13 protein-coding genes are annotated in these 12,655 nt (G+C 63.8%); 4 read left to right on the forward strand and 9 right to left on the reverse strand.

Annotated features, from left to right (window positions below):
- Positions 1 to 7 precede the first annotated feature (7 nt).
- Together melA and AC1DYL_RS14745 are read left to right on the forward strand one after the other, a co-directional pair.
- Positions 8 to 1,375, forward strand: a complete 1,368-nt coding sequence (melA, locus tag AC1DYL_RS14740) for an alpha-galactosidase (RefSeq protein WP_477151236.1) — start codon at positions 8 to 10, stop codon at positions 1,373 to 1,375.
- Between the two features lie 199 nt (positions 1,376 to 1,574).
- Positions 1,575 to 2,006: a CBS domain-containing protein gene (locus AC1DYL_RS14745; RefSeq protein ID WP_477173723.1), complete on the forward strand. Its 432-nt coding sequence runs from the start codon at positions 1,575 to 1,577 to the stop codon at positions 2,004 to 2,006.
- Between the two features lie 111 nt (positions 2,007 to 2,117).
- Here AC1DYL_RS14745 and AC1DYL_RS14750 read toward each other — a convergent pair whose 3' ends face one another.
- From AC1DYL_RS14750 to AC1DYL_RS14760, 3 genes are read right to left on the reverse strand one after another with little or no spacing between them, the layout of a single operon-like run.
- The gene (locus AC1DYL_RS14750) at positions 2,118 to 2,555 is read right to left on the reverse strand and encodes an EamA family transporter (protein WP_477173724.1); all 438 of its coding nucleotides are present in this window, start codon (positions 2,553 to 2,555) and stop codon (positions 2,118 to 2,120) included.
- Entirely contained in the window at positions 2,552 to 3,388 is an 837-nt protein-coding gene (locus AC1DYL_RS14755; protein ID WP_477173725.1) for a DUF6597 domain-containing transcriptional factor, read from the reverse strand. Before AC1DYL_RS14755 ends, AC1DYL_RS14750 begins: the two co-directional genes overlap by 4 nt.
- Positions 3,389 to 3,399: 11 nt before the next feature.
- Positions 3,400 to 3,723, reverse strand: coding sequence for a hypothetical protein (locus AC1DYL_RS14760; protein WP_477173726.1), 324 nt, complete (start codon positions 3,721 to 3,723; stop codon positions 3,400 to 3,402).
- Between the two features lie 82 nt (positions 3,724 to 3,805).
- Between AC1DYL_RS14760 and AC1DYL_RS14765 the strand changes: the two genes are divergently transcribed.
- Positions 3,806 to 4,198, forward strand: coding sequence for a DUF3224 domain-containing protein (locus AC1DYL_RS14765; protein WP_477173727.1), 393 nt, complete (start codon positions 3,806 to 3,808; stop codon positions 4,196 to 4,198).
- Between the two features lie 81 nt (positions 4,199 to 4,279).
- On the opposite strand, the gene AC1DYL_RS14770 is transcribed toward AC1DYL_RS14765, so the two are convergent.
- The 4 genes from AC1DYL_RS14770 to AC1DYL_RS14785 all read right to left on the reverse strand — a co-directional run bounded on the left by AC1DYL_RS14770 (position 4,280) and on the right by AC1DYL_RS14785 (position 9,641).
- Positions 4,280 to 5,821 carry a tryptophan halogenase family protein gene (locus AC1DYL_RS14770; RefSeq protein WP_477173728.1) on the reverse strand — a complete coding sequence of 514 codons (1,542 nt, stop codon included), beginning with the start codon at positions 5,819 to 5,821 and terminating at the stop codon, positions 4,280 to 4,282.
- Positions 5,822 to 6,197: 376 nt separating this feature from the next.
- Complete coding sequence (locus AC1DYL_RS14775; RefSeq protein ID WP_477173729.1) at positions 6,198 to 7,019, reverse strand: amidohydrolase family protein; 822 nt, start codon at positions 7,017 to 7,019, stop codon at positions 6,198 to 6,200.
- 91 nt (positions 7,020 to 7,110) lie between these two features.
- Entirely contained in the window at positions 7,111 to 7,596 is a 486-nt protein-coding gene (locus tag AC1DYL_RS14780) for a hypothetical protein (RefSeq protein ID WP_477173730.1), read from the reverse strand.
- 59 nt (positions 7,597 to 7,655) lie between these two features.
- Entirely contained in the window at positions 7,656 to 9,641 is a 1,986-nt protein-coding gene (locus tag AC1DYL_RS14785) for an acyltransferase family protein (RefSeq protein WP_477173731.1), read from the reverse strand.
- A 127-nt stretch (positions 9,642 to 9,768) separates the two neighbouring features.
- On the opposite strand from AC1DYL_RS14785, the gene AC1DYL_RS14790 reads away from it, so the two are divergent.
- On the forward strand, positions 9,769 to 9,993 hold the full coding sequence (locus AC1DYL_RS14790; protein ID WP_477173732.1) for a hypothetical protein: 225 nt from the start codon (positions 9,769 to 9,771) through the stop codon (positions 9,991 to 9,993).
- A gap of 1 nt (position 9,994) precedes the next feature.
- Here the strand turns inward: AC1DYL_RS14790 and AC1DYL_RS14795 are convergent, their stop codons facing one another.
- Together AC1DYL_RS14795 and AC1DYL_RS14800 are read right to left on the reverse strand one after the other, a co-directional pair.
- Entirely contained in the window at positions 9,995 to 11,044 is a 1,050-nt protein-coding gene (locus AC1DYL_RS14795) for a Gfo/Idh/MocA family protein (protein WP_477151226.1), read from the reverse strand.
- A gap of 94 nt (positions 11,045 to 11,138) precedes the next feature.
- The gene (locus AC1DYL_RS14800) at positions 11,139 to 12,413 is read right to left on the reverse strand and encodes a neutral/alkaline non-lysosomal ceramidase N-terminal domain-containing protein (protein ID WP_477173733.1); all 1,275 of its coding nucleotides are present in this window, start codon (positions 12,411 to 12,413) and stop codon (positions 11,139 to 11,141) included.
- Positions 12,414 to 12,655 lie beyond the last annotated feature (242 nt).

Genomic DNA, 12,655 nt, shown 5'->3' on the forward strand with positions numbered 1-12,655 from the left:
TCATTTCATGGCCAACCCAAAGATCACCTTCATCGGCGCCGGCTCGTCCGTGTTCATGAAGAACATTGTCGGCGACATCCTGCAGCGCGAGGCGTTGACCGGCGCCGAGATCCGCCTGATGGACATCAATCCGCAGCGCCTCGAAGAAAGCGCCATCATCGCCGGCAAGCTGGTGAACACCCTCGGCGTCCCCGCCACGGTCACCACCTATTCGAACCAGCGCGAAGCCCTCGACGGCACCAATTTCGTCGTCGTCTGCTTCCAGATCGGCGGCTATGAGCCCTCGACCGTCGTCGATTTCGAGGTCCCCAAGAAGTACAATCTGCGCCAGACCATCGCCGATACCCTCGGCGTCGGCGGCATCATGCGCGGTCTGCGCACCGTGCCGCACCTCTGGTCGATCTGCGAGGACATGCTCGAAGTCGCCCCCGAGGCGGTGATGCTGCAGTACGTCAACCCGATGGCCATCAACACCTGGGCCATCGCCGAGAAGTACCCGACCATCAAGCAGGTCGGCCTTTGCCACTCGGTGCAGGGCACCGCGATGGAATTGGCCCACGATCTCGATATCCCGTACTCCGAAATCCGCTACCGCTCGGCCGGTATCAACCACATGGCCTTCTACCTGAAGTTCGAGCACCGCCAGGCCGACGGCTCCTATCGCGATCTCTACCCGGATCTCGTTCGCGCCTATCGCGAGGGCAGGGCGCCCAAGCCGACCTGGAATCCGCGCTGCCCCAACAAGGTGCGCTACGAGATGCTGACCCGCCTCGGCTACTTCGTCACCGAGAGCTCGGAGCACTTCGCCGAGTACACCCCGTACTTCATCAAGGAAGGCCGCGAGGACATCATTGAGAAGTTCGGCATCCCGCTCGATGAGTACCCCAAGCGCTGCGTCGAGCAGATCGCCAAGTGGAAGACCACCTCCGAGGAGTACCGCAAGGCCAACACCATCGAGGTCAAGCAGTCCAAGGAGTATGCGTCGGAGATCGTCAACTCGGTCTGGACCGGCGAGCCCGGCGTCATCTACGGGAACGTGCGCAACAACGGCGTCATCACCAATCTGCCCTACAACGCCGCCGTCGAGGTCCCGTGCCTCGTCGATAGCTCGGGCATCCAGCCGACCTATATCGGCGACCTGCCGCCCCAGCTCACGGCTCTCATCCGCACCAACATCAACGTTCAGGAACTGACCGTTGCCGCGCTGATGACCGAGAACAAGGAGCACATCTATCACGCCGCGATGATGGATCCCCATACCGCTGCCGAACTCGACCTTGAGCAGATATGGAACCTCACCGACGACCTCCTCGCCGCCCACGGCGACTGGCTCCCGGAATGGGCGCGCCCGGCCAAGAAGCAGCGCGTGGCGTAAACCCAAAGCACCGGCCTGGATCCTCCCCCGCGTGGTGGGGAAGGGGATCGGCGAATCCGGTGCAGGGGCGACCCAACGTCCCGTCCACCACCAAAGCAAAACTATTTCTCCTCCCTGACTGAACCCGCGGGCGTCACCGCGGGTTTCCTTTTTCGATGGGGCGGCGACCGGTCGCCCTCCGTGAACGGGGAGAAGCACCATGAAAGTCAGCGAATGCATGAGCACCGACGTCGAGCTTTGCTCGCCCGATGACACCATCCGCTCCGTCGCGCGCACCATGCGTGAAATCGATGCCGGCGCACTGCCGGTAGGCGAGAACGATCGCCTCGTCGGCATGATCACCGACCGCGATATCTGCATCCGGGCGATCGCCGAGGGCATGGGCCCGGAAACCAAGGTCCGGCAGGTCATGAGCTCCAGTCCGCGTTGGTGCTACGAGGACGAGGAGATCAGCGATGTCTCCGACCAGATGGCCGAGTTCAAGGTCCGCCGCCTGCCGGTTCTCAGCCGCGAGAAGCGCCTCATCGGCATGATCTCGCTCGGCGACGTCGCCCTCGCCGACAGCGGCCAGGTCAGCGCCCGCGCCCTGCACGAAATCTCCGAACCCGGCGGCATGCACAGCCAGCACTAGGTTTGGCGAAGTAGTAGCGACGATAGTGTTTTGGTCTCCTCCCCCTTGCGGGGAGGGGATAGAGGTTTGGGTACGCATCCCGCACCGGTCTTCGCGAGGACTGCGGTTCCTCTAGATTTTCCAAGCCAGCGTCACCGCCCCAACCGCGATCAACCCCACGCCTACCCAGCTCTGCACCGTCAGCTTCTCGCCGAGGAACAACACCCCGAAGATCGCCACCAGCACCACGCTGAGCTTGTCGATCGGCGCCACCTCCGCTGCCTTCCCAAGCTTCAGCGCCCGGAAATAGGCGAGCCACGAAGCTCCGGTCGCCAGCCCCGACAGCACCAGGAACAGCCACGTCTTACCCGATATCGTATCGAGCGGCTGGAACTTGCCCAGCGCCAGCACGATCCCCGTCAGCACCACGATGATCACCGCGGTGCGGATCAGCGTGGCGAAATCGCTGTCGATGTTCTCGATGCCGATCTTGGCGAAGATCGCCGTCATCGCGGCGAACACCGCCGAGAGCAGTGCCCAGAACAGCCAGCTGTCGAGCGGCGAAGTCATGATGATCCTTCCTGTCGCGCGATGAACGCCCCCGGCGCCGCCCCCGTCAGCTTCTCGAACGCATGGTTGAACGCTGCCTGATCGAAATACCCAAGCCGGTGGGCCAGCTCCGTCAAGCTGTCCGGCGCCCCGGCGTTCAGCGTCTCCACCGCCTCGAGCATCCGATAACGGTCGATCACCCACTTCGGCGACACCCCGACATACTCGTCGAATAGCCGCTGCAGCGCCCGCAGCCCCAGCCCGAACGCCTGCGCCAATTCACCCGCCGAGACCAGCTCCAGGTTCGCTTCGGCAAACCTCACGATCCGTCGCGCCAGCCCCGCCTTCTCGTCCGGCTCCGGCAGTTGCGCCCTGAACATCTCCTCCATCCGCTCCGCCATCCCCACCGGATCGTTGAGCCCCTCCAACTCCGTCTCCAGTTCGGCCGATGTCCGACCAAATACCGTCTCGACCGGCACGTAGGTATCTGCAAGGGAGCTCACTGCCCGCCCGAAGAATGGCCGGAACGCCCCCGGCCAGAACTTCGTCGCAAATACACGCCCCGAACCGTCGAGCGTCGTCTCGAACACCCCGGTTGCCGCTCCGAAAATCCCGGTCTCGCCACGCGAGTCGACCACCACATGCTGGTTCGGATGGCTGAGGTTGCGCTGTGTGTAGGGCGGTCGCCCACCGAGATCGTACAGCACCATCCAGTGATGCTCGATCCACTCAGCCAGGTCCTCCGACGGCCCGAACCGCGTCAGCTTGAAATGCTCGAAACTTGTCTTTTTGTGCAGCAGCCCACGCGCCGGCTTCACCGCCGGGTCGATCGGCTTGGGATCGTCCTGTCGCATCTCGGGCCGCGTCAGCTCACGCCGCCCATCTGCGACGTCCGCACCACATGGTGCTGTACGAACTCCGTCCGCTCCACCAGGAACTCGTCGTCCTCGGGGTAGTATTGAGCCCGCTGATAGTCCTCGCCGGCAAAGCGCTTTACCGCCTCGATATCGGTCCACCAGCTCAGCGTAGTCACCGTGCTGAGGCCGCCGGGCTCCGCGCTGGTCAGGATCTGAAAGCCGAGATTGCCTTCAGTCGCGGCGTAATGAGCCCCGCCGGTTTCCTCGATATAGGCCACGTAGCGCACCTCGTCCGCGGTGCGGATGCGGGCCGACCATTGCCGCAGGATCATCCGTCGATCTCCTCTGTCGCGAAACTACAATTCCCGGCGGGCTGTGCTCCGCTAGCTTCCCGGTCCAACCAAGGAGCACCCGATGACCACCGCCAAAGGCGCGATTCTGCACAACAACTGGGACGAACAGCCCTATCACGAAGCCGCCCCGCTGAAATCGACCGAGGCGAAGATCGACATCGTCATGCACGGCGCCATCGAAGCCACCGGCCCCGGCCGCTACCTGATGCAATATCCCACCGCCGAGACCTGCCACTATTCCGGCTACCTCGTCATGGACGGCACGGTCGACGGCAAGGCCGGCCAGTTCATCATCTACGAAATCGGCGACTGGACCAACGGCGTCGCCGCCAGCAAATGGCAGATCGTCGAAGGCTCCGGCACCGGCGAGTTGAAGGGCATCACGGGGCAGGGCAGCTACGCCGCCGAACACGACAAGACCGTACATTACGAGCTGAACTACGAGTTGAAGTAGGTCTCGTTCGCCCACCCCTCTGGCCGTCATCCCGGCTTTCGTCGGGGTGACGGCCAGTGGCCGTGTAGGGCACGGTGCCCATCAACCCATCCCGCGCACAATCTCCAGAAACTCCGCATGCCCCAGCGCCTTGCTGGCCGCCTGCTTGTATTCCTTCACCAGCCCCGCATGCGTCTCCCGCGCGAACTTCCGCAATTTCGGATCGCGCGCCATCTCCGCCTTCGCCACCGCCGGATCGAGCAGCCCGAGCCCGTCCAGCACCGGATAGTGCAGTTGCGTCTCTACGTGCGGCAGCCCGAACAGATAGTCCGGGAAATGCTCCCGCCGCGGCATTTCCGTCCGCCACCGCGCCAGCCGCTCCTTCGTCTCCGGATGAATCCGGTGCTCCCGCACCTCGCGCCAGAACGGCGTGTCGTCCCGCTCGGTCATGTAGTGCGTGTTGACGAACGTGCGGAAGTCATCGACCTGCCGCCCGACCCGCTTGTTGTAGTCGTCGCGCAGCGCCTGGGTCATCTTTCCGGGCTCGCGCAGGTACTGCCCCGCGAACATCATCATCTGGACGATTGTGCCGTGGATCGAGGTCGACTCGAGCGGCTCGAGGAAGCTCGAGCTCAGTCCCACGGCCACGACATTGTTGATCCAGGCCCTCTCGAGCCGCCCGATCTTGAACTGGATGTCGCCGCGCACCTCGATCTTGCGGCCCAGCACCCGCTCCACCTCGGCATGTGCCTCATCGGGCGTCCGGAACTCGTCCGAGTACACGTACCCGCAGCCATACCGGTACTGCGTTGGGATCTGCCACATCCACCCGGCTTCCTGCGCCCAGGCGCGGGTGTAGTTGGCAATCTCCTCGCCCGGCTCCACCGGTAGCCAGAAGGGCAGGGCCCGGTTCACCGGCAGCTCGTGCTGGTACGAAATCCACGGCGCCTGCATCTCGCCGACGATCAGGCGCTTCCGGAACCCCGTCGCGTCGATGAAGAAATCGCCCTGGAGCTTCTGTCCGTCCTCGAACACCAGCGCCGTGACATCTCCGGTCTCGCCATGCCGCTCGACGCCCATCAGCACGTTGTCGACGATCTCGACGCCCTGCGACTTCTCCTTGAGGAACTTCCCCACCAGCGACTGGTCGAAGTGATAGGCCGGCAGGAACGGTCCCAGCGGCTGCAGCGATCCGTCCGCCTTCTGCGCCCACGGCGCCTTCTTCTGCTTCAGGAGCGGCCCGAACAGATGCATGTCCTGCACCGGCTCGTTCACCGACACGGCATAGACGTTGAGATAATCCGACGGCGCTCCAGGCGGGGGCCTCACGACCGCGTGCGGATCATCGATCGGCCCGTAATAGGTGTAGCCCTTCCGCCGCCAGTCCTCGTGCCGGATGCCGAGCTTGTAGGTCGCCTCGGTCTTCCTGAAGAACTCGAAGATATCGATGCCGAAATGCGTCAGGAACACGTGGAAGGCGGCCGTCGTCGCCTCACCCACCCCCACGGTCGGGATCTTGCTGGACTCGACGACGCTGAGCTTTGCATCGAGCTTCAGCCGCTTGATCGAGTCCTGAATGATGAAGGCCGCGATCCACCCCGCCGTGCCGCCGCCCACGATAACGAAATGCGGTTGCCCCGCCATGATTGTAGTCCTCCCTGGCCGCAGGAAAGACGATGCGAGAGAGGCGAGCAAGGGGCTGTGTTCGGACGAAAGTCCGGAAACTACAGGTCGGCGCGTCGACCCATACGCTCACCGGTAAGTTATTGCGGCGCGCCGGTCTGTTGCTGGCCGATCCCGATGTCGCTGTCATCCTCGAGTGGCACGTAAATCGACGCGACCAGCGTCAGGACGACAAGACATGCGCCTACCAGGACCAACGCTGCGATAAGAATGCGGCGCCGGTGTACGGCGTCGGCAGGCGGTCGACTGCTGGGCGTCATAGTCCCCTCGACGAACACTGGACCATCTTGCCGCAGTGAACGTCAAATCACAGTAGTACGTTCGAGTGGGTAAGCCGTTAAAGTCGGTAGACCCGCTCCGCGTTTCGCCAGAACAGCTTCTCGCGTTCCGCCTCGCTCGCTCCGCTTACGATCTCCGTCGTGGCGTTCACCCACTTCGTCAAGTCCGCGAATAACGTCACCACAGGATGGTCGCTCCCCCACACCACGCGATCCCAGCCGAACGTTTCGATGACGAACTCGACATACGGCCGGATCGTATCCACCGTCCAAGTGTCGTCCACGTTGGCCAGAATCCCCGAAACCTTGCACACCACGTTCGGCAGCTCGGCCACCCGCTCGAGCCTCGTGGTCCAGCTCTCCCATTCCGCCTCGGCAATCTTGGGGTTGCCGCAGTGGTCGAGCACGAACTGCGTCCCGGGACACGCCTGGATCAGCGGCGGCGCCAGCATCAGCTCATGCGACTTCACGCAGATGTCGAAGGCCATGCCGTAGCGTGGCAGCTGCCGCACATTGTCGATGAACGTCTGCGTCTGGCTGAGCTCCGCCGGCTGCCCCTGCAGCAGACGCCGGATGCCTTTCACCCTGCCGAGCGCCTGCATCCTCTCGAGATGCGCCTCGAACCCCGAATGCTCGGGCCGTCCACTGGCAATCGCCCCGACCACCCGGTCGAGCCCCAGCACGAACTCGGTCTCATCAGCGATCTGCGGCTCGGCGACATCCACCTCCATATGCAACGCCGCCTCGATCCCAAGCGGCGCCGCTTCCTGCCAATAGCTCTCGACATGCCACGGCCTGTCGATCGCTGGCGCCCCGCTGAGCCACGGATAGGAGAATCTGTCGGGATAAATGAGGTGCAGGTGCGTATCGATAATGCGCATGAATCGCCATGATGAATGAGTGTTTGCGGCCGCAAGCTAGCACGGGGCCGGCGACGGAACGCTAGTACCAAGGGCGATGTGGCAATTGTGGCTAGCGCGGCGACGTCAGGCTGTCCTCGATGCGCTCGACCAGGTCGTCGAACCGCGCTCGTTCAGCTTCCGGATAACTGATCTCGAAAGCCGAAACCGCCGTTCCGTCCCGGCTCAGCATGAATTTGGCGTAAAAAATCGTGGGCACTGTCTCATTCTCGAGATAGCCCGAAAGCACAAACCACGACCGACCACCCGCTCGATAGGTGATGCGGCGCGACGGGTCCGCCGTTTCCATCATTGCCCGGAACTCCGCCGCCGAAAGCGCCTCCGGGTTCTTCACGCCGAACACGTCGAGCTGAGCCTCGCCGCCCACCTCCGACAGTTCCAACCGATCCGTCGCGTTCTCGTCCACCTCGAACAAACCGATCGGCAGCGAAACCGAGAACCCAAGCTGAGGATGGACATAACGCCGCCAGCTTTCGGCTTGCGCCGGAACTGCGCCAAACAGCAAAACGAGCAGTGTGAAGGCGCGCAACAGCAGCATGTCATCCTCCCCATGAAGAACGAGCCATCGCCCCTCAGCGTTCCGCTCCCCACGGCTGCTCACAGTTCGTCGGATTGTCCGGCAACAAGCAGGCGGTTCTTGCCGAGAAAGCTGGTGAAGTCGTCGGCGAGCGCCGCGGCACCAACCGCGTTCAGGTGGTCCCTATCGCGGAACAGAGCCAGCCCGTCGCGCTTGGGCGAGCAAACATCCTGCGCTGGCGGACAAAGCACCTCGAAGCTGTCGTACACAAACAGGTTGTCGTGAGCCGCCGCTGCCGGTCGCAGCATGCCCAGGACCTCGTCCACATGTCCCGCAAGTTGCTCCCGATTGACCTCACAGGGGGATAACAGGACGCACGCATTGATCACGTCGAAGCCGAACATTGGCGGCGGCCCCATCACGACGACCTTCGCACCGCGCACCGCCACCTGCTGCGCAAGGGCGCCTACATCGTCCACCCATCGGTTCAGTCCAGGCAGCGGGGCATGTTCGCCCTGCCTGTTGAGCATCAGCCGCGAGACCAGCAGGATGTCTCCCGGCTGGAGCCGCTTGAGAATCTCATTGTAGATGCGCTGTCGCGGCTTGAACTCCTCGCCGCGGGACATCGGGAAGCTGACACCCACCGTCTCGATCAGGTGAACCCCGACGCCGGTCCTCTCGTGCATGGTGCGCAACAGCCCCTGCAGATGGCCGGCGTGGCTGTCTCCCAGTGTCCAGATCGTTGGCAGTCCGGCCGCCGTCGGCGGTACTGTGCACCGCTCGAACATATCGTCAGTCAACGGCCGCTTCTTGGCATCCACGACGCAGTTAGGCGTGCCGGAACCCGCCAACGCAACGAAGGCTGTAGGTATGTTTCTGGCTCCCAGCGTCTCGATGCCAAGCGTATTTCTCGCCACCAGCAATCCCAGCACCAGCGTTGCGCAAACACCCGAGGCCACAAGGCCGGCTCCGACGGTACGCCACTTCATTCCGCCCCAAGGCGCGTGCCGCAGCGGCCGTTCGATCAGCGTGTACGACAGCATCGACAGCAGGAAGATGGCGAGGATCTGGAGGGGCACGGTCCAGGGATGGATGCCCACGACCCATCGGCTCAGGCTAAGGACACTCCAATGCCAGAGATAAAGTGAGTACGAGATCTTGCCGACATAGACCACCGCGGGGTGGGAGAGCACCGAGTAGGTCTTCCCGCCCGGACGCACGCAGGCCAGAAGCCCGAGGGTGATAGCCACCACACTGATCGTCACCAGCGCCTGGTGGTCGCGCGACGCGAACAGCAGCGCCAGCGCTGCCCCGAGAAAAACCGGCGCCAGCGGCACGGGCGCCTCGACGGCGCCCTGCTTGCGGCTACTCATCCATTCGTAGAGCAGCGCACCCGCCGCCAGTTCCCAAAACCGAGCCGGCATAGAAAAATAGGTCAGCTTCGCCGCCGGAGAATTCGTCCCAACGACGAATGCGGCCAGCGAGGCGGCGGACAGCAGCAATATCGCGACAGGATACAGCGTCCCAGCCCATCTTGACTTCAAGCCGATCCAGAACAGCACCGGGAAGACCAGATAGAACTGCTCCTCCACGCCCAGCGACCAGGTCTGAGCGAAGGCATTGAGGTCCGTCGATCGCGAGAAATAGTCCGTCTCTTCCAGCGCGAGCGTGATGTTGGAGATGCCGAACAGCGCCGCGCCGCCGGTACTCAGCGAGTTCATCGGGCTCGCGTCGACTGCAAGCACAAGGACACCGGTCAGCAACACGCAGGCGATGAGCGCGGGCAGGATCCGCTTCACCCGCCGGACATAAAAGTCCCGCAGGAACCCCGATAGGTTGGCCCCGCCATGGGCAGCCAGCGAACCGCTGATCACGTATCCGGAAATGACGAAGAAGATGTCGACCCCGAGAAATCCGCTCGGCAGCAAGTCGCGATCGAAGTGATGCACGATCACAGCAAGTACGGCGAACGCCCGCAGCCCGTCGATGTCCGGCCGGTAAGCGGCAATCCCTCGCGCCGGCCGCTCAGCCAGCACCGTTCTGCCCTCTGCAAGAGATGCGCTCATCGCTTCCTACTGGAGTGCGTGCGGGCTGCAACGTGCCAGCAGTTGCTTGCGATTCTGTTGATGTGTGGGGTCGGCGCTTACCAATCGTTGTTGGCTTTACTGCTATGCCGCCACCAGCAAACACGTGATGATGCACCACCTGTTCGTCTTCGCCCTGGTGAACTTCGCCTTCGTGGCGGCCGGCCTCATGACGCGGGAGCAGATCACCGGCGTCTACACCAAGTTCAACCTGCCCGCGACCTGGCTTGTCTACATCACCTTCGGCGTCGCGTTGCCCTGGCTCGGCATCGTTCTGTGGCACCGGCTGCGCAAACCCGCCCACCCGGTCCAGGCACCCGTCACGACCACCTGACCTACAGCTTTACCGCGAGCCCCGTCCGGATGCTTTCGTCCGCCGCGATGCAAATCCGGAGCGACTGCACGGCATCGTTCATGTGCCGGCTGAGGTCGATATTCTCGACAATCGCACGATACACATAATCCTGCTCCCGCGCGCAGAGCGCATCGTGATGCGGCTCGCCCTGCATCGAGATGTACTCGTCGGCCCGCGCAAATGCCCCATCGGCGCCCAGCTCCGCCCGGTGCACGCGGATCTGGTCGGTCCGGGTATGCGTATCGAGATCGTCCGATTTCGCGCCCGGCTCCATGACGATCGACACCGCGCCATTCGGGGTCATCACGTCCTTGATGAAGAACGCCGTCTCCGAGACCATCGGTCCCCAAGCCGCCTCGTACCAGCCACGCGAGCCATCCTCGAACAGCACCTGCAGCGCCCCATAGTTGTACATGTCCGGCGCAATCTCGTCCGACAGCCGCACCCCCATGCCGCGCACCTCGACCGGCCGCGCATCGGTGATCTGGCACATCACGTCCACATAGTGCACGCCGCAATCGACGATCGGCGATGTCGTCTCCATCAGCGTCTTGTGCGTCCGCCAGTTCTCCCCGCTCGATTGCTGGTTGAGGTTCAGCCGGAACGCATAGGGACCGCCGAGCTTCCGCGCTTCCTCGATGAAGCGGATCCAGCTCGGGTGATGCCGCAGGATATAGCCCACCACCAGCTTCCGCCCATTGGCCTGCGCGGCCGCAACCACCCGCTCGGCATCCGCCACTGTCATCGCCAGCGGCTTTTCTACGAACACATGCGCGCCTTGTTCCAGCGCCATCACCGCGTAGTCGGCATGCGTGTCGGTATAGGTATTGACCGAAACCAGGTCCGGCTTCAGCTCCCGCAGCGCTCCGTCAAAGTCCGGCCGCACTGCGTAACCCGCCAGCTCCGACTCGAGCTTCGGCGCCCGCCGGTTCACCAGCCCGACAATCTCGAACCCCGGATGCCGATGATAAGCCAGCGCATGACTGCGCCCCATGTTGCCCAACCCGGCGACGAGAACACGCACAGTCATTCCTCTTGGCTCCAAACACAGGTATCTCGGCGATCCTCCCCCGCGTGGCGGGGGAGGGGGACTATGCGAAGCATGGTGGAGGGGGCGGCCAGACTCACGATCTCACGCCATCCAGCCCGGCATTCAGCTCCACCGCCAAGCCCTCGATCCGCTCCGCCGATCCAGCCGCAAAGGCCGCCGGCATCCCATAATACCGGTGCGCCTCCAGCACCTCGTATCCCCCGAACGGATACTCGGCCGCCGGCGGAATATACCCAGGCACCCCATCGGCAAAGCTGTTGACGAAATGCACCCGCTTGCCGTTCCCGCGCACGTTCAGCGCCGATTGCGCGAACATCTCGCCCGGCATGAAGCTGAGCCGCACACCAGCCCAGTCCAGCACCGTCACCCGCCCGCTCCACGGCGAAGCAGGCTCCAACGCAATCGTCTGCGCCCAGTCGGCCCAGCAGTCGTAGAGCGTCGCCCAGGCGGGGTCCGATTCCCTCGCTTTGGCCCGCCATTCCGCCGCCAGCTGCGGGAGGGGCGCCGTCTCGTTGCGCATAAGATCGAGGCTCACCGTCCCGCTCGCCGCGTGAACCGGCCCGTCGAGCCGCATGAGCTTCGCCGCCGCGGCACTCTCCGCGATCCGCCGGCCTAGCCGCTCTGCTTCGGCATAGGTACGATCCGGCGTCGGCGTTGTGCTGATCGACGAATGCGGTGAGTGCCCGGTGCTGATATCGCCCGCACACCCGGTCATGAACACCGCTACGATACCCGGCTCGGCCACCTCCAGCGCCTCGCGCACATAGTGTGGAAAGTCGGCCGTGTACTGCCGGTTGTATGCGGCCAGCACCACTGGGTGGCACGCATGCGAGGTGAGAATGGCGATCGGCCGCCCATCCACCCCATCGATCCGCAGCACCGGCACCGCCGGGTCGATCACCCCGCCTTCGTGCCGCCGGTTGAACGCAATCCCGGGATTGTCCCCAACCCCAGCCGAGAGGACAGCGGGCCGCTGCGCCGCGACGGCCCGGTCGATCGCCTCAACGCAGCCGTCCTCCAGCCGCGCCAGGTAGCCCGCATCGAAGTCCGTCCCGCCGCGACCAGCCATGCTCACCGGCCCGCCATGGGTATGCGTAGCGATCACCGAAACCCGGTCGTCCGGCAGCACGCAGCGTGACCGGATGCGCGCACAGCTGTCCTCGTGCAGGCCGATCACGTCGACCACCACGATGGCCGTGTCGCCGACCGCGATGGCCCGCGCCGTCAGCGGATCATGGCTGCCGGTCGCCGGCTCTGTCCGCGCGGCGTAGCCCGACATCATCAGCCCGGCAGGCGGCGTGATGTCGACGATCGCTGCACCGGCCAGCAACTGGGGCATATCCGTCATTTGTTTCTGCCCTGCGTGTGGTGGGATCGTCTGGCGATCGCCATTAATGCCAAAAACATACCACTTGTCGAGCGAGACCCTGCGAAAGTCGACGGGTTGAAGTCAGCTGGGCAAGGTGGGCAGGGAAGTAGCTTGCAGCTCTTGGGGTTGACCTTGCGGAGGTTACGAGAATCAGCTTGGTAAATGGTCTTTTATTGGTATTATACGACGATTATGGGACGCCAAGGGCTCGGCGCTGATCG

It is taken from the genome of Devosia sp. P1_H9, assembly GCF_056405135.1.